Source organism: Hoeflea phototrophica DFL-43 (assembly GCF_000154705.2).
Taxonomy (GTDB): Bacteria; Pseudomonadota; Alphaproteobacteria; order Rhizobiales; family Rhizobiaceae; genus Hoeflea; species Hoeflea phototrophica.
Map to the genome: position 1 here is coordinate 2,294,327 of NZ_CM002917.1, position 17,343 is coordinate 2,311,669.

Sequence of the window (17,343 nt, forward strand, 5' to 3'; positions counted from 1 at the left end):
TTCCTTTCGGATCGTGCATTGTCTGACGGATCAGCCGACCAGTTCGGCCAGCTGCGTCATCACCACTGCGGCACCGGTCAACCGTTTCTCCGGCGTCGGCAGGTCTCGGATGAACACAACGCTCTGATCGGGTCGGATCTTGGCCATATTGCCCTGGCGGGAGATATGCCCGACCAATGCCGCCGGATCGGGGAACTCCTTGTTGCGGAAATTGACGACCACGCCCTTTGGTCCGGCATCGAGCTTCTCGACATTGGCCTTGCGGCACAGTGCCTTGATGAAGACGATCTTCAACAGGTGCTGAACCTCGATCGGCAACGGCCCGAAGCGGTCGATCATCTCGGCCCCGAACCCGTCAATATCTGTAACATCGGTGATTTCGCCAAGCCTCCGGTAAAGCCCCAGCCTGAGATGCAGATCCGGCACATAGTCCTCGGGGATCATCACCGGCGTGCCGACGGTGATCTGCGGCGACCAGCCGGTGTCGACATGGGCATCTTCGCCGCGCACCTCGGCAACTGCTTCCTCGAGCATGTGCTGGTAGAGCTCAAAGCCGACTTCCTTGATGTGGCCCGACTGTTCCTCGCCGAGCAGGTTTCCCGCGCCGCGAATATCCAGATCATGGCTGGCGAGCTGGAAGCCCGCGCCAAGCGTGTCGAGTGACTGCAGCACCTTGAGGCGCTTGTCCGCCGTTGCGGTCAGCGTCTTGTTGACCGGCAGCGTGAACAACGCGAAAGCACGCACCTTGGAACGGCCGACTCGGCCGCGCAGCTGATAGAGCTGGGCCAGGCCAAACATGTCCGCCCGGTGCACGATCAGTGTGTTGGCGGTGGGCACGTCAAGGCCTGACTCCACGATGGTGGTCGACAGCAGCACATCATACTGCCCGTCATAGAACGCGTTCATGATGTCATCGAGCTCGCCCGCCCCCATCTGCCCATGGGCGATGGCAAACTTGAGCTCGGGCACATCAGACCGCAAAAACGCAGCAACCTCATCAAGATCAGAAACCCGCGGGCAGACATAGAAGCTCTGGCCGCCACGATAATGTTCGCGCATCAGCGTTTCGCGCACTGTGACCGGGTCAAATGGCGAGATGAAGGTCCGCACGGCCATACGGTCGACCGGCGCCGTTGTGATCAGCGAGAGTTCACGCACGCCGGTCATGGCCAGTTGCAGCGTCCGCGGAATCGGCGTCGCCGAGAGCGTGAGCACATGCACGTCGCTCTTCAGTTCCTTCAGCCGTTCCTTGTGCTTGACCCCGAAATGCTGTTCCTCATCGATGATCAGCAGCCCGAGATTTGCAAACTGGATCGACGAGCCAAGCAGCGCATGGGTGCCGACGACAATGTCGGTCTTGCCCGAAGCAAGTTCGGCCTTGGTCAGCGCCAGCTCCTTCGCACCCACCAGGCGGGAGGCTTGCGCGATGCGCACCGGGTAGCCGCGCAGCCGCTCCGTAAACGTCTTGAAGTGCTGCCGCGCCAGCAATGTTGTCGGAACCACCACCGCCACCTGCACGCCGTTCATGGCGGCGATGAATGCCGCACGCAGTGCCACTTCGGTCTTGCCGAACCCAACATCTCCGCATACCAGCCGGTCCATCGGCCGCCCTTCGGCCAGATCACCGCGCACCCGTTCGATCGCAGCCATCTGGTCTTCGGTCTCGTCATAGGGAAAACGCGCCGAAAACTCGTCATAGAGCCCTTCCGGCGCCCCCAGCACGGGGGCCGCGCGCATGTGCCGTTCAGCGGCGATCCGGATCAACCCCTCGGCCATATCCAGCAGCCGCTTCTTGAGCTTTGCCTTGCGCGATTGCCAGGCCACGCCGCCCAGCCGGTCAAGCTGCACTTCGGCGCTGTCCGAACCATAGCGGGTCAGAAGTTCGATGTTTTCCACCGGCAGGAACAGTTTGGCGTCACCTGCATAATGCAATTCAAGACAGGCATGCGGCGCGCCCGCGGCCTCGATGGTACGAAGGCCGATAAACTGGCCGATGCCGTGTTCGGCATGAACCACGTAGCTGCCTTCATCGAGCCCCGAAACTTCCGAGATGTAGTCGGCGCCGCGGCGCTTGCGCTTGGCGCGGCGCACCAGACGGTCACCCAGAACATCCTGTTCGCCGATAACGACCAGATCCCCAATTTCGAAACCGCCTTCAATGGCCAGCACAGCCGCAGCAGCCTCGCCTGGCTTGAGGGTTTCAAGTTCGGCATGGCTGTTGATCCGGCGCACCCTGGCAAGCCCGTGCTCCTCGGTGACCTGGAGCAACCGGTCGAGCGAGCCTTCGGTCCAGGCCGTCACCAGCACCTTGCGGCCAGCGTTGCGCTTGGTTCCGACATGGGCCACCAGCTTGTCGAACAGATTGACCCGCGCACCTTCGGCAGAAGTATCGGCTTCCGCATCCGCGGCCCAGCGCGGGCCGGTGGCTGTGGGCAGATCGATGACCCGCCGGGCGGAATTCTCAGGTTCGTGAAAGGGCGTCAGCCGGATCGCATTGCGCTGGTCAAGTGATGCCTGCAGCTCCGGTGTGTCGAGATAGAGCCGATCCGGCTGGATTGCCTTGTAAGGCGTTGTCTGTACGCCCTTGCCCTTCTCGATGCTTTGGGCTGTCTGCCGGGCCTCGAAATGATCGAGGATCTGCGCCCGGCGCTCGCCTGCCGCTTCCATGAGCATATGATCCCCGGACACACGAAAACCCGCGAGATAATCGAACACCGTTGCCATCTCGTCGTGAAACAGCGGCAACCAGTGTTCCATCCCCGGATAACGACGCCCCTCGCTGATCGCGACATAGAGCGCGTCATCACGGGTCGCAGCACCAAAAGTTTCAAGATAATTGCGGCGAAACCGACTGATGGTCTCCGGCTCGAGCGTCACTTCGCTCATGGCGTTGAGCGAGAATTCCTTCGAAGGTGTCGTGCTGCGCTGTGTTGCCGGATCAAAATTGCGTATGCTTTCAAGCGTGTCGCCAAAGAAATCAAGGCGCACCGGCTCTTCCGCACCCGGCACGAACACATCGAGTATGCCGCCACGCACAGCAAATTCGCCAACTTCACGTACCGTTTCGACGCGCTCGAAGCCCTGCTGCGCCAGCCGCCCCGACAGAGATTCCATCTTCAGCCGGTTGCCCGCCCGCGCCGAAAACCCGAGATCCGACACCACCGCCTTGGGCGGAACCCGCTGCAGCATCGCATTGACCGTTACCAGCACGATCGCCGGATGCGGATTGTCGGCAAAATCTGCAAGTGCGGACAGCGCCGACAGGCGGCGTGCCGAAACATCTGCGCCCGGGGACACCCGGTCGTAGGGCAGGCAATCCCAGCCCGGCAATGTCAGAACCGGAATATCGGGCGCATAGAACGCAAGGTTCTGCTCCAGATCCGCCATCCGCTGCCCGTCGGAAATGATATGGGCCAGCGGGCCGGAGCCGCGGGCAATCTCGGCAAGCGCGAGAGCTTCCATCCCCTGAGGAACGCCAGCAAGTGTCACTGGCGTGTGAGCGCCAGTCACCTGCGAAACCGGAACGACAGTCTTCATGATTTCGGTGCCTGTCCCTTGTCACCGGGTTGATCGGGCTCGAAATCCGGCACATAGGCACGCATCCGCTCAAACACGGCCGTGCGGAAACGCTCGGGCGTTTCCGCTTCCCCCGTTACCCATTTGAGGATGTCTCCGTCATCCTCATCCATCAGAGCTTCGAGCTGATCGAGTTCAGCTTCATCAAGCGTGCCGATCTCAGCGTCTGCAAAGCCACCGATCACCAGATCCATTTCGCGGATACCCCGCCGCCAGGCGCGCACCAGAATGCGGCGGCGTCTGGGGTCAAGGTCTGCACTCGAACGTGTTGTTCCGGTCATGAAAATCCCTTGTCTGTTGGTGCCACTGCATATCCTGCAATTGAGGAATTGTCAGCCTTGCCATCACAGCAAAATTGCCGTTCAACAGAACCAATGCGCCCGCTCGAACTCGATCCGCTGTTTGTCCCTGTCGAAAGCCTGCCCGGCATCGGCCCGAAATCGGCCGAAGCGCTGGCCCGTGTTACCGGCCGGGACGGGCCGGAAGACACCCGTGCACTCGATTTGCTGCTGTTGCCACCGCATTCGATGATCGACCGCACCATGCGCGCAGGCATCACCGAAGCGCCCGAGGGCACGATTGCGACGCTGAAGGTCCGGGTGGACCGCCATCAGCCGTCTCCGCCGGGGCGCAGATCCGTGCCCTACCGGGTCTATGTGCATGACGACACGGGCGAAATGGCCCTCACCTTCTTTCATTCCAAACAGGCCTGGCTCGAAAAGATCCTGCCGGTGGGCGAGACGGTCCTGGTCAGCGGCAAGGTCGAATGGTTCAACGGCCGTCCCTCGATGGTCCATCCCGATCACATCGTCGCCGAGGCAGACGCACACACTCTGCCGCTGATCGAGCCGGTCTATCCTCTGACGGCGGGTCTTTCACCGAAACTTCTCAGGCGATCCATCGAGGCAGCAATCGAATTGATGCCGGTTTTGCCGGAATGGGCAGATCCGCATCTGGTTGCACAAAACGGCTTTCCCGATGTCGCCGACGCGATCCGGCAACTGCATCACCCTGAAAGCGCCATGGATCTGGAGCCACAGACCCCGGCGCGGCGCAGGCTTGCCTATGATGAACTTCTGGCGGGCCAGCTCTCGCTGGCGCTGGTGCGCCAGACCCTGCGCAAACTGCCGGGCTATCCGGTCAATGCCGAGGGACGGGTGCGAAAGGCCGTGCTCGACGCCCTGCCCTTTTCACTAACCGGCAGCCAGACAACAGCCGTGGATGAAATTCTCGCCGACATGGCCGGCTCGGACCGGATGCTCCGGCTGCTTCAGGGCGATGTCGGTTCTGGGAAAACCGCAGTCGCGATGCTGGCCATGGCCGACGCCGTCGAAGCCGGCGGCCAGGCGGTGCTGATGGCGCCAACCGAAATCCTCGCCCGCCAGCATTTTGCCACCATCGAGAAGATGGCCGCAGCAGCAGGCATCGAGGTTGTCGTGCTAACCGCGCGTGCAAAGGGCCGCGAGCGCACTGAACTGCTCGAGCGCATTGCCAGCGGCGAGGCCCAGATCATCGTGGGAACCCATGCGCTGTTTCAGGACTCGGTTGTCTACAACAACCTCACCCTGGCCGTGGTCGACGAGCAGCACCGTTTCGGCGTGCATCAGCGTTTGCGACTGACCGCCAAGGGAACCGCGCCGCACATGCTGGTGATGACCGCGACACCGATCCCGCGAACCCTCGTTCTGGCCGCGTTTGGCGACATGGACGTCTCCAAGCTCACGGAAAAACCCGTAGGCCGGCAACCGATAACAACCGTCACCATTCCCGACGAGCGCCTCGGCGACATCATCGAGCGGCTCCGTGCCGCCTTGCGCGACGGCAAGAAGGCTTACTGGATCTGTCCGCTGGTCGAGGATTCCGACGAGAGCGACCTGATGTCGGTGGAAAGCCGCCATGCAAGCCTTGTCGAGGCCTTTGGCCGGGAGTTCGCGGACCAGATTGCGCTCGTCCATGGCCGGATGAGTTCGGATGACAAGGATCACGCCATGAGCGCCTTCAAGTCCGGCCAGACCCGGCTCCTGGTCGCCACCACCGTGATCGAGGTCGGCGTCGATGTGCCGGACGCCACCATCATGGTGATCGAACATGCCGAGCGGTTCGGGCTGGCACAGCTGCACCAGCTGCGCGGCCGCGTCGGCCGTGGCGAAGGCGCTTCAAGCTGCATCCTGCTCTATCACGGCCCGCTGGGCGAGACCGCCGGCGCGCGCCTGTCGGTGCTGCGCGAAACCGAGGACGGTTTCCGCATCGCCGAGGAAGACCTCAAACTGCGTGGAGAAGGCGAAGTCCTGGGCACCCGTCAATCAGGCATGCCGGGCTTCAGGCTCGCCAATTTGTCGGCCCATGCCGATCTGCTGGAGATCGCCCGTTCCGATGCCCGCAATGTTCTCGAAAGCGATCCCGGGCTCGCCACTCCGCGGGGTGCCGCACTCAGGATGCTGCTCTATCTCATGCGCAGGGACGAGGCGATCCGGTTCCTGCGTGCAGGCTGACCGCGAAAGGCTTCACGCGGGCTCCGTCTTGGACTTGGTTCCCGGCTTCACCGGGAGCTTCTTGGGATAGTCCGGCGAGACCAGACCTGCCGAAATCACCATCTTGGCCGCTTCTTCGACACTCATGTCGAGGATGATGACATCCTTGCGCGGCACGAAAAGCAGGAATCCAGAGGTCGGGTTGGGCGTGGTCGGCAGAAACACCGAAATCGATTCCTCCTCCGGCAAGCGGCTGTCGACTTCACCCTTGGTGTCAGTGGCAATGAAGACGATCGACCACAATCCGACCCGGGGGTACTGGATCAGACCGGCCTGCTTGAAGGAGCTGCTCTGCTCGGCGAGCACCGTCTGGAAGATCTGCTTGAGGCCCTTGTACAGGCTTCGCACCAGAGGCATCCGGTCCAGCAGCGATTCCCCGAATGCGATGATCGACCGGCCGACCAGATTGGCTGTCAGGAATCCGATCATGGTGATCAGGAACAGAGCGGTCAGAAGCCCGAAGCCCGGCACGGCAAACGGAAGATATGTCTCCGGATTGTAGGCTGCGGGGATGTAGGGCTTCACCCAACCGTCAACCCAGCCGATAAAGGTCCAGGTGAGGTATGCCGTGATGGCCAGAGGCGCCACGATGATAAGCCCGGTCAGGAAATAGTTCCGTAAACGCCGGCCTCCACCATGCCCCTTGTGCTTGTCGCTCATCGTCTACCTCGTTCCTGGCGGCCTTGCGAAATGATGCACCGCAACACCAATATAGGAACGGCCTCGCCGCCAAGGCAAGCACAGCCGGGAAAGAACAACCAAGGTGCCGCGAGAAACTGGCTATTCCACGGTCACGGATTTGGCGAGATTGCGCGGCTGGTCCACATCAGTCCCCATGAAAACAGCCGTGTGATAGGCAACCAGCTGAACCGGCAACGCGTGCAGGATTGGTGCCACGATCTCATGAACGACCGGCAGGGTGATCGTAGCCATCGTTTCAAGCGGCGCCGCTTCTGCGCCCTTCTCGTCGGTGATAAGGATGATCTGACCGCCGCGCGCAGCGACTTCCTGCATGTTTGACATGGTTTTTTCAAAGTGGCGGTCATGCGGAGCGATCACGATCACCGGCATGTTCTCGTCGATCAGCGCGATCGGGCCATGCTTGAGCTCACCCGCCGCATAGCCTTCAGCGTGAATATAGGAGATTTCCTTGAGCTTGAGCGCACCTTCGAGCGCCAGCGGGAAATTGGTTCCGCGGCCGAGATAGAGCACGTCCTTGAACCGTGCCAGCTCCCGCGACAGCGTTTCGATCTGCGGCTCGATATCGCGGATGACTTCATTGAACAGCCGTGGCGCTTCCACCAGCGCCTGGACCATCACCGACTCATCTTCAGGCGACAATGTTCCCCGCTCGCGCCCGGCAATCATCGACAGTGCGGCAAGCACGGACAGCTGGCAGGTGAACGCCTTGGTCGAGGCAACACCGATTTCAGGCCCGGCAAGGGTCGGAAACACAGCATCGGATTCCCGCGCTATCGTCGATTCACGCACATTGACCACGGCACCGATCGGAAGCGAATGATCACGGCAGTAGCGCAGTGAAGCCAGCGTATCGGCAGTTTCACCGGATTGGGAAATGAACATCGCCGCCATGCGCCCGGTCAACGGCATTTCGCGATAGCGGAACTCCGAGGCCACATCGATTTCAACCGGAAGCCTGGCAAAGCGCTCGAACCAATATTTGCCAATCAGGCCCGCATAATAGGCCGTGCCGCAAGCCGACATCGCCAACCGGTCAAGATTGGCAAAATCCAACTGCCCCGTGTCAAGCCTAACCTTGCCTTCCGCAAAATCGATGTAGTTGCTGAGCGTGTGCGACACCACCTCCGCCTGTTCATGGATTTCCTTTTCCATGAAATGGCGGTGGTTTCCCTTGTCGACCACATAGGCCGTCCCGCGCGATATCTGGCTTTGCCGTTCCACCAGCGCACCCGAATGATCATAGATCTCCAGGCTTTCACGCGTCACCACCGCCCAGTCGCCATCATCGAGATAGGTGATCTTGTCGGTGAAGGGGGCCAGCGCAATGGCGTCTGAGCCCAGGAACATTTCGCCTTCGCCGTGTCCGACGGCCAGCGGCGGACCGGATCGCGCTCCCAGGATCATATCCGGCTGATCTTCAAACAGCACGGCGAGCGCATAGGCACCTTCAAGCCGCGACAGTGCCTTGTGCATGGCTTCGCGCGCCGCCAGACCTTCGCTGCGATAGGCGGCAAGCAGCTGGGCGACCACTTCGGTGTCGGTCTGGCTGTGAAACTCCGCGCCTTTGGCTGTCAGTTCGGCCCGCAGCACCGCAAAATTCTCGATGATGCCGTTGTGAACGACTGCCACGCCATGGCAAAAATGCGGGTGCGCATTGCGCTCGGTCGGGGCGCCATGGGTCGCCCAGCGGGTGTGGCCGATGCCAACCGTGCCAGCCAGCGGTTCGTCAGCCAATCGGGTCTCCAGATTGACCAGCTTGCCTTCAGCCCGGCGCCGGCCGAGTTCGCCATTGTTAATGGTAGCAATGCCTGCAGAATCATAGCCGCGATACTCAAGCCGCTTGAGTGCGTCCACCAGCAGCGTACCCACCTCACGCTTACCAACTATCCCGACGATTCCGCACATATGTTTCTCCAGCCTGTTTTGCTAACGACGCTCTTACGCAGCATTTTCGCCACGCGCCAGTGCAACCGCCAATGCCAACACTCAAATTTCATGACACCGCGTTACCGATCCGATCAGGTTTTTCAGGATCCGGACTTCATCTTGAGCGCCTTGATCGCCAAAATCTTCTCCCGAAGCCGCTTGGCCCGGCCCGGTTTTGTCTCCTGCCGCGCCCTGGCGACAGCAAGCGCATCCTCCGGCACATCCATGGTCACCACGCTGCCCGATCCGACATAGGCCCCATCCCCGATCTTGACCGGGGCGACCAGCGACGAGTTTGATCCGATGAAGGCTCCCGCCCCGATCTCGGTCAGATGCTTGTTCTGGCCATCGTAGTTGCAGGTAATGGTCCCCGCACCGATGTTCGCGCCAGCTCCGATCACCGCATCTCCGATATAGCTGAGGTGATTGACCTTGGCACCTTCGCCGATCCTGGCCTTCTTGACCTCGCAAAAATTGCCGACCTTGACCTTCTCCGCCAGATCCGCACCGGGCCTGAGCCGCGCAAAGGGCCCGATCTGGGCGTGTGCGCCAACGACCGTTCCCTCAAGGTGGCTGAAGGCATGAATGACAGCGCTCTGGCCAACCCGCACCCCGGGTCCAAACCAGACATTGGGTTCGATCACAACATCATTGCCAAGTTCGGTATCAAAAGAGAGATAGACCGTGGCTGGATCGATCATGGTCACACCGGACAGCATGGCCCGGTGGCGGGCGCGCTGCTGCCAAACGACCTCGATTTCGGCAAGTTCAGCACGGGTGTTGCACCCCATCATGTCTTCTTCGGAAGCTTCAATGGCGACGCATTTCAGGCCCCGCTCGCGCGCAATTTCAACGATATCGGTCAGATAATACTCACCCTTGGCATTATCATTGCCGATTGCCTCGAGAAGGCTGATCGCCTGCGCACCGGAAAAGGTGATGATCCCGCCATTGCAGAAATCAATCTCGAGCTCTTCGGCAGTTGCCTCCTTTTGTTCACGGATCGCCACCAGCTCACCATCGCGTTCGATCAAACGGCCATAGCCGGTTGGGTCTGCCGCACGGAAACCCAGGACGACCACATCCGCACCCGCACTGCGTTCAGTGACTGCGGCCCTGAGGCTCTCGGGATCGATCATCGGCGCATCGCCATAAAGCACAACGACATCATCATAGCCTTCGGCAATGATGTCCTTGGCCATCAGCACGGCATGCCCGGTGCCCTTGCGCTCGGTCTGCATCACCGGTGCAATCGGGACATCGTGGCCGGAGCGTGCAGCCATCGCCACGGCATCGGCATCGCGCCCCACCACCAGTGCAATCTTGCGCACACCGGCAGCGGCTGCAGAACCGGTGACATGGGCGATCAGGGGAAGATTGCCGACAGTATGAAGCACCTTGGATTTAGATGATTTCATCCGTGTGGCATCACCTGCAGCAAGCACGACTGCGAGACATGTTCGCGCCATTGAAGTTCCTTTCCCGATTCTCAAACCCGCACTGGCGGCTGCTATAGCACTCAAGCCGGTTGCCACCAAAGCTCTCAATCAGCACAAGTCAGACCAAAAAAGGGCTTTCCCGCTCAAGCAGTCCTGTTATGGAGAGCGATGACCAATGCTTCCCTGTTTGCCGGATCATCAGGTGCGTCGCGGTTTGTCCCGCTCGTCGTGATGATTCTCACCCCGCTGTTCTTCTCCACGAACCTGATTTTCGGGCGCACGACCATTCCGGAAGTCGCGCCGTTCACACTCGCCTTTCTGCGCTGGACCGCCGCCAGCCTGGCGCTTGCGCCCTTCGTCTGGGTGGCGCGCCATCATGTTCGCGCCTATCTCACCAGCTCGCCTCGGCATTGGCTGCTGTTGGGATTCCTCGGCATGTGGATCTGCGGCGCGGGCGTCTATTATGCTTTGCAGTTCACCACCGCAACCAATGCGACGCTGATCTACACGACCTCACCGCTGATGGTCATCCTGCTCGAAAGACTGTTTTTCGCCCGTGCCACCGGCTGGCGTGAACTGGCCGGTATCGCGATAGGCTTTTTCGGCGTCGCCATCATTGTGCTCCAGGGCGATCTGGACCGCCTGGCCGGGCTTGATCTCAACCGCGGTGACCTGATGTTCATTGCCGCTGCATTGTCCTGGGCGGTCTATTCCGTGTTGCTCAAAGGGCCGCGAACATCAGCCATGCCGGTGTCGGCGCTGTTTGGCGCGATCACGATCGCCGGTGCATTGCTGCTCGCCCCGTTTGCCCTCTGGGAGTGGATGTCAGGTGCGCGCATGCCCTCGACAGTGTCAGCCTGGGGCGGGATTGCCGGGATTGTGGTGTTTTCGTCGCTCTTGGCCTTCGGCGGATATCAGTACGGCGTCGCCCGGCTCGGTGCCTCGACAACCAGCATCTTCATGTATCTGCTGCCGGTCTACGGTGTGGGTCTTGCGGTGCTCGTCCTGGGCGAACCGTTTCATGCCCACCACATGGTCGGCATCCTCACCGTGCTGGGTGGCCTTGTGCTGGCGACAGCTCCAATCGGCCGCCCCCCCAAAACCCGGCCCTAACCGATCTTGCCGAGCGCTGGAAAGGTCTCGAGCAGCCAGAACGCCATTGTGGCCATGCCGCCGGTCAGGAACAGAATGCCGGTGAGCACCAGAAGCGCCCCGGTGATCTTCTCGACGGTGCCAAGATGCTTGCGGAACCTTTGGGTAAACCGCATGAACCGCTCGGAAAACAACGCCGCAATCCAGAATGGAACCGCCAGCCCCAGAGAATAGGCCGCAAGCAGCAACGCGCCCGACGTCACGGTCTCATGCGACGCGGCCACACCGAGCACAGCCCCCAGAACCGGCCCGATACACGGGGTCCAGCCGAAGGCAAAGGCAAGCCCCATGACATAGGCGCCCGAAAACGTCGCCGGTTTGCCGCCGCCCGAAAACCGGGCTTCACGTGCCAGCACGCCGATGCGGAAAACCCCCAGGAAATGCAGCCCCATCAGGATGATCACCAGTCCACCCACCTTGGCCAGCAGATCCATATGCTGCCTGAGTGCCGTCCCGATGGATGAGGCCCCCGCGCCCAGGGCCACAAACACGGTGGCAAAGCCCAGCGTGAAGAACAGCGACGCGAAAAACACCGCCCGCCGGGTTTCCCGGCTGCGCTCAGCCGCACCAGATCCGCGGAAATCCTCCACAGAAACCCCAGCCATGTAGCACAGATAGGGTGGAACCAGCGGCAACACGCAGGGCGACAGAAAGGACAACGCCCCGGCAAGTAGGACTGTCAGCAGCGGAATGTCGGCGATTGTCAAAATTGCTGTTCCAGTTTGGTGCCGTCGGCCGTTCGGTAGACTGTTTGTTCGGTAGACTGTTTGGTTGGACCGGAAGAAAGCCTCTCCGGACGGCAAATCGCAATCTGTCTAAACGCCGCACCGCAAATAGGCCAGTCACGTTTTGGAATGCCAGTCGTGATTTGCCCGGCGCAAGCGGCCTCTGGCACTGTTAACGCGCTTTCAATGCTCGCGCACCAAACGCCAGGAACTCCGGATCAAGCGGCCTGAAAAACACCACCGCAAGGTCCGATCATGTGCTCGCAAGCGCATTGCAAAAAACCTTTCTGCCTGTGCGTTTTTTGCGGTTGACCATGGCCACCGGCCTGCCTATGTTCCGCGCCAATCAAGCGGTGCTTCGGTGCCGCCGGCGAGAGCGTAGCTCAGTTGGTAGAGCAACTGACTTTTAATCAGTAGGTCCAGGGTTCGAACCCCTGCGCTCTCACCACTTTCCTGAAAATCGTCCTGCCCTGAATTCAATCCCGTTTGCTGGATCGCCAGGCGTTCCTAACGCTGCTCCATGGCGTTTTCCCATTCCGCCAGGAATGCCCGCCGGTTCAGCGGATCGAGGTAGACCATCAAGCCCGGCCCAAGGCGGATCGGGCCGAAGCCCATGGCTTCGCCCTTTTCGGTCTGGCTCAGCGATGGCAAAGGCCAGTCACCGGGCAAGTCGCGCAGACCCAGCCGGGCCAGCATGTCGATCATCGCGCCAGCAGCTTCGATCTCCTGGGATTCGGTCAGGATAAAGACGGTGCGCAACATCACATTGGTGAAATCCTGCATCCTGAGGATCTGCATGCGGCCGCTCTGGTCCTTGGCCAACTGGTCAGCCGCATAGCTGCCCAGCACATTGTAGGCCAGCGCCAGGCGGCCTTCCGCAACATCCTCGATCATCTGCGAGGAACAGCAATAGAGCCGTGGGCCCAGCCTGCCCATCACCTCGTTCAGCCGCCAGTAGGCGTCGGTCGACCGGTCCTCCTGGGTGGCAAACAAGAACCCCAGGCCGCTTTCGCGCACATCATAGGTCCCGACCGCGCCGACAAAACGCTCCGGATTGTCGCGCAGGATCGCGATCAGTTCCTGCCGGGTCGCAGGCAGCTCAAGACCGGCAAGCCGTTCGCTGTTGATCACCACCACTGCAGGCTCGGCCGTGAAGGCAAAGATCATGTCACGCCAACGGGCCCATTCCGGCAGCGCACCGGTTGCACCGGAACGATAGCGCTGGGCGAAACCGTCATTGGCCAGCTGAAACTGCAGATCCATCGCGGATGAGACAACCAGATCGAACTTGACACCATCGCGGATCGCCCGGTGCAGATCGCTTGAGGAAAGCACCGTGTAATCCACTGCGATTTCCGGCCAGTTCTTCTGAAACGCTAAAATGTAGGGTTCGAACACGGCCAGATCCGTTGTCGACACAACCCGCAGCACGCGCTCACCCGTTCCCGGGAACAACCGGTGATCTTCGACGTCCAGGGCCTGAACGGCGGTTGCGATCATCAGTGGACTGACAGCCCAGAGGATCAGCCCAAGGGCAAAACAAGGGAAACGCATGCTCCTCCACTCCCGTTTCTTGCGCTCGCAAGCTCCAGCCGCCCGCCATGGGCGCGCAGAACATCCGCGGCGATGGTCAGGCCCAGGCCCGAACCGACAATGCTGGCGGTATTGTTGCCGCGCCGGAAGCGCTCGGTGAGCGCCGCTACCGGTTCGTCTCCAAGACCCGGGCCCTGATCATTGACGCTCAGATGCGCCTCATTGCCGGAAACCGCGATCCGCAGCGAGACCGTAGTATCCTCGGGCGAATATTTGATCGCATTGTCGAGAACATTCCGGATCGCATTTTCAAGCAGCACCGCATCTCCCGAAATCTGAGCCGGTGTCGTCTCCAGGTTCAGCCGGATATCGCGCATCGACGCGGTCGGTTCCATCGCTGCGACCGTCTGCGCCGTCAGATCGGCCAGATCCAGCGGATCTTGCGCAAGGTCTTCGGTGCGGTAGGCCACGGTGGCATGGTCCAGCAATTGCCCTGCGGAACGCGAACTCTCGTCAACCGCGCGAATGATCCGGCGCAGACGCTCCTTGTCGGAGTCCCCCTCAACGGTCCTGAGCGCGATCTCGGCCTGGGCGCGGACCGTGGCCAAAGGCGTGCGAACCCGGTGCGCCGCTTCTGTGATGAAATCCTCCGAGCGGCGGATAGATTGCCGCAAACGGTCCATGAGCCTGTTGAGCGCGGACAACAGCGGCGCAAGTTCTGATGGCGCCGCGCGCACAAGCGGACGCAGATCCGACGGACCGCGCCGCGAGACCGCGGCTGCGATCTCGTTGAGTGGCCGCAACGAGGTTTGTGCAACGAAGGCAGAGAGTGCGACAGCAATCAGAAAGAAGGCCACCGACAGGATTCCGGCAAACCGTGACAACTCTGCCGCAATCGCGCCTGCGCCATCCCGCGTCTGAGCCACCGTAACCGTCACAAGGACCGGTCCGTCACCGGCCAGAACCGGCCGGGAAATCGAGGCTGTTCTGATCGCTGCACCGCTGTACTCGGTGGTCTCAAAGACCACCTGCCCCTGTCTGCCGGCGTCAGGCGAAGGCAGATCATCATAGCCGGTCAGGGTCTTTTCATCAGCCCTTACGCGATAGAACACCCGGTCCTCGCTGATCGCGCCAAGCATGGCAAAGGCTGCGTAAGGCAGCTCGAGGCGCACCTCGCCCTGTTCACTGCGCAGGGTTTCGGCAATCGCGGTGGCCGAGGCCGCAAGCACATTGTCCTGGGTCCGCTGGGTCGCTTCCCGGGCAAGCCCGGTCACCATCCCCCAGCTAAGCAAGGACAGCAGCGCCGCAACACCGGCCAGCAGCAGGGTCAGCCGTTTCCCGATCGATGTTGTTTCGGTCATGTGGCGTCGATCTCGAGCCGGTATCCAAGGCCGCGCACGGTTTCGATCCGCAAGCCCACCGCCTCGATCCGGCGGCGCAGGCGGCCGACATAGACCTCTATGGCATTTTCACTCACCGTGGCGTCATAGGAAAACAGCCGGTCCATGAGCAGCGATTTCGACTTGATCTGGCCCGGGTGGCGGGCAAAGATTTCGAGCAGCCGGATCTCGCGGCTGCGCAGTTCCAGCGTGTCATTTCCGCTTCGCAAGACCCCGGAAAGAAGGTCAAATGTCACCGCACCAAGCGCGATTTCATTGCGCGCCGCACCGCCCCGGCGCCGCAACACTGCCCTGCAACGCGCTTCCAGCTCGGAGAAGTCGAAGGGTTTGGTAATGTAGTCATCTGCCCCCTGATCCAGCGCCCCGACACGATCCGACACCTGACTGCGCGCCGTGAGCACGATCACAGGCGTTTCAAGATGCACCCGGCTGCGCGCCAGAAATTCGCGACCATCGCCATCGGGCAACATCACATCGAGAAGAATGAGATCGTAGCTGGCAGCAGCGAGATAATCCTCGGCTTCCCCCAGGTTCGTGGCGTGGTCCACGGCGTGACCATCCAGCGCCAAGCGCTTGACGACGGCTTCAGAAAGCTCGGCATTGTCCTCGACCAAAAGATACCGCACTGATGTCTCCCCTCAACAGCACCCCGTCAGACTGGCCTCCTCAGACTGCCTCCTCACTCTGTCAGGCTTCTGTCAGCTTAGTGTGGTTGATGCCAGATATGGGCGGTGGAGGATCGCCTGTCAAATCGGAGGATTTCCTATGAAGACTATTGAGTGGACACGCCGCACGCTTATCGCTGCGGCCACCGCAACCGTTGCTTTTTCAGGCTTTGCCATGGCTGGCAGCCACAAGGTGATGGATTCGGTTCACTTCCTGATTCCCGGCGGCGCCGGTGGCGGCTGGGACGGCACGGCACGCGGAACCGGTGAGGCGCTGATGAATTCCGGCCTCGTCGGCACAGCGACTTTCGAAAACATGTCCGGCGGTGGCGGCGGCGTAGCCATCGGCAATCTGATCGAAAATGCGGCCAGCAGCCACGGCACCTTGATGGTCAACTCAACCCCGATCGTGATCCGCGCACTGACCGGTGAAATTTCGCAGAACTTCCGTGACCTCACCCTGGTCGCTGGCACCGTGGGCGACTATGCGGCCATCGTCGTGAGAGCCGACAGCCCCCTCACCTCGATGGAAGACGCACTGAAGATCTACCGCGAAACGCCTGAAGAGTTCGCAATCGGCGGCGGTTCGGTTCCCGGCGGTATGGACCATCTGGTTGCAGCCATCGTGATGCAGGGCGCGGGCGAAGACCCCACCGCCTTCAACTACATCGGCTATGATGCCGGCGGCGATGCCATGGCCGGCCTCCTCTCCGGTGAAATCGACGCGCTGTCGACCGGCTTCTCCGAAGCCGTGGCACTTGCTGGTCAGGGCGAGGTTCGCATCCTTGGCGTCACAGCACCCGAACGCGTGCCTGCCTTTGATGCGGCACCGACATTTGCCGAACAGGGCATCGATGCCGAGTTCGTCAACTGGCGCGGATTCTTCGCGGCCCCAGATCTTCCGGCAGACAAGCTCGCCGCCTATCAGGACATGCTGGCCGCGATGATGGAAACGCCAGAGTGGGAAACCGTCCGTGCACGCATGGGTCTGGTCAACATCTTCCGTCCGGGCGACGAATTCCGCACCTTCCTCGAAGGTCAGGAAAAGCAGATTGGCGATCTGATGCGGGAACTCGGATTCCTGTAATCCGGGCAGATTGCTTGCTCTAGTAAAGACAGATGTCCCGGCAGCTCTTGGCGGAGCCGGGGCATCTGCAAAGCCGCAATACCCATGAAAACCTTGCCGGGAGGGATGAGATATGGCGCTTGACCGCTGGATCGCGCTGGCCTTTGTCGCGTTGTGTTGCGTCTATGGCTATGCCGCATTTTTCACCATGGACGATCAGTTGCCGCGGATCTTGCAGCGCAATCCCGTTTGGCCCTCGACATTCCCCAAGATGCTGACCTTTCTTGGTCTGGTCGTCGGACTGATTGTTCTGTTTACGCCAAAACCGAATGCGGAGGGCAAGCCTGCCAAGGACGGGGCGATCGACCTCACCCGGCTGGGTGACTATCATATCGGCCAGGCCATTGGGCTTCTTGTGCTGATGGTGGCCTATGCGCTGACCCTTCGCCCGCTGGGCTTCCTGGGCTCAACAGTGGGCTTTCTTGTTCTTGGCGCGGCGCTGCTGGGCGAACGCCGGTTTCACATCCTCATCCCCGTCGCACTGATCGCCACCGGGTCAATCTGGTATCTGGTCCAGGAGGTGCTCGGAATCTTCCTTCGCCCCTGGCCCGGCATATTCATGTAGGGG

The 17,343-nt window shown here is 61.1% G+C and carries 13 protein-coding genes and 1 tRNA gene; 5 read left to right on the forward strand and 9 right to left on the reverse strand.

What is annotated here, in order from left to right:
• Positions 1-30: 30 nt before the first annotated feature.
• Together mfd and HPDFL43_RS10915 are read right to left on the reverse strand one after the other, a co-directional pair.
• Positions 31-3,537, reverse strand: a complete 3,507-nt coding sequence (gene mfd / locus HPDFL43_RS10910; RefSeq protein WP_007197391.1) for a transcription-repair coupling factor — start codon at positions 3,535-3,537, stop codon at positions 31-33.
• Positions 3,534-3,857: a succinate dehydrogenase assembly factor 2 gene (locus HPDFL43_RS10915; protein WP_007197392.1), complete on the reverse strand. Its 324-nt coding sequence runs from the start codon at positions 3,855-3,857 to the stop codon at positions 3,534-3,536. The genes mfd and HPDFL43_RS10915 overlap by 4 nt, the downstream gene beginning before the upstream one ends.
• Positions 3,858-3,950: 93 nt before the next feature.
• On the opposite strand from HPDFL43_RS10915, the gene recG reads away from it, so the two are divergent.
• The gene (gene recG / locus HPDFL43_RS10920; RefSeq protein ID WP_007197393.1) at positions 3,951-6,068 is read left to right on the forward strand and encodes an ATP-dependent DNA helicase RecG; all 2,118 of its coding nucleotides are present in this window, start codon (positions 3,951-3,953) and stop codon (positions 6,066-6,068) included.
• A 12-nt stretch (positions 6,069-6,080) separates the two neighbouring features.
• Here the strand turns inward: recG and HPDFL43_RS10925 are convergent, their stop codons facing one another.
• The 3 genes from HPDFL43_RS10925 to glmU all read right to left on the reverse strand — a co-directional run bounded on the left by HPDFL43_RS10925 (position 6,081) and on the right by glmU (position 10,204).
• Complete coding sequence (locus tag HPDFL43_RS10925) at positions 6,081-6,767, reverse strand: DUF502 domain-containing protein (RefSeq protein ID WP_007197394.1); 687 nt, start codon at positions 6,765-6,767, stop codon at positions 6,081-6,083.
• 120 nt (positions 6,768-6,887) lie between these two features.
• Complete coding sequence (gene glmS, locus HPDFL43_RS10930) at positions 6,888-8,714, reverse strand: glutamine--fructose-6-phosphate transaminase (isomerizing) (protein ID WP_007197395.1); 1,827 nt, start codon at positions 8,712-8,714, stop codon at positions 6,888-6,890.
• 122 nt (positions 8,715-8,836) lie between these two features.
• A complete protein-coding gene (glmU, locus tag HPDFL43_RS10935; protein ID WP_007197396.1) occupies positions 8,837-10,204 on the reverse strand; it encodes a bifunctional UDP-N-acetylglucosamine diphosphorylase/glucosamine-1-phosphate N-acetyltransferase GlmU in 1,368 nt (455 codons plus the stop codon).
• Between the two features lie 138 nt (positions 10,205-10,342).
• On the opposite strand from glmU, the gene HPDFL43_RS10940 reads away from it, so the two are divergent.
• Complete coding sequence (locus HPDFL43_RS10940) at positions 10,343-11,287, forward strand: DMT family transporter (protein ID WP_007197397.1); 945 nt, start codon at positions 10,343-10,345, stop codon at positions 11,285-11,287.
• On the opposite strand, the gene HPDFL43_RS10945 is transcribed toward HPDFL43_RS10940, so the two are convergent.
• Positions 11,284-12,033 carry a cytochrome c biogenesis CcdA family protein gene (locus HPDFL43_RS10945; RefSeq protein WP_040449198.1) on the reverse strand — a complete coding sequence of 250 codons (750 nt, stop codon included), beginning with the start codon at positions 12,031-12,033 and terminating at the stop codon, positions 11,284-11,286. The genes HPDFL43_RS10940 and HPDFL43_RS10945 overlap by 4 nt on opposite strands.
• A 390-nt stretch (positions 12,034-12,423) precedes the next feature.
• On the opposite strand from HPDFL43_RS10945, the gene HPDFL43_RS10950 reads away from it, so the two are divergent.
• A tRNA-Lys gene (locus HPDFL43_RS10950) sits at positions 12,424-12,499 on the forward strand.
• A 59-nt stretch (positions 12,500-12,558) separates the two neighbouring features.
• Here the strand turns inward: HPDFL43_RS10950 and HPDFL43_RS10955 are convergent.
• From HPDFL43_RS10955 to HPDFL43_RS10965, 3 genes are read right to left on the reverse strand one after another with little or no spacing between them, the layout of a single operon-like run.
• The gene (locus HPDFL43_RS10955; protein ID WP_040449199.1) at positions 12,559-13,605 is read right to left on the reverse strand and encodes an ABC transporter substrate-binding protein; all 1,047 of its coding nucleotides are present in this window, start codon (positions 13,603-13,605) and stop codon (positions 12,559-12,561) included.
• Positions 13,575-14,945: a sensor histidine kinase gene (locus tag HPDFL43_RS10960; RefSeq protein ID WP_007197400.1), complete on the reverse strand. Its 1,371-nt coding sequence runs from the start codon at positions 14,943-14,945 to the stop codon at positions 13,575-13,577. The genes HPDFL43_RS10955 and HPDFL43_RS10960 overlap by 31 nt, the downstream gene beginning before the upstream one ends.
• Positions 14,942-15,610: a response regulator transcription factor gene (locus HPDFL43_RS10965; RefSeq protein WP_007197401.1), complete on the reverse strand. Its 669-nt coding sequence runs from the start codon at positions 15,608-15,610 to the stop codon at positions 14,942-14,944. The genes HPDFL43_RS10960 and HPDFL43_RS10965 overlap by 4 nt, the downstream gene beginning before the upstream one ends.
• Positions 15,611-15,749: 139 nt before the next feature.
• Here HPDFL43_RS10965 and HPDFL43_RS10970 point away from each other — a divergent pair, with 139 nt between their 5' ends.
• Both HPDFL43_RS10970 and HPDFL43_RS10975 read left to right on the forward strand, forming a co-directional pair.
• Entirely contained in the window at positions 15,750-16,736 is a 987-nt protein-coding gene (locus HPDFL43_RS10970) for a tripartite tricarboxylate transporter substrate binding protein (RefSeq protein ID WP_007197402.1), read from the forward strand.
• Positions 16,737-16,848: 112 nt separating this feature from the next.
• Complete coding sequence (locus HPDFL43_RS10975; protein ID WP_007197403.1) at positions 16,849-17,340, forward strand: tripartite tricarboxylate transporter TctB family protein; 492 nt, start codon at positions 16,849-16,851, stop codon at positions 17,338-17,340.
• The last annotated feature ends 3 nt before the right edge of the window (positions 17,341-17,343 follow it).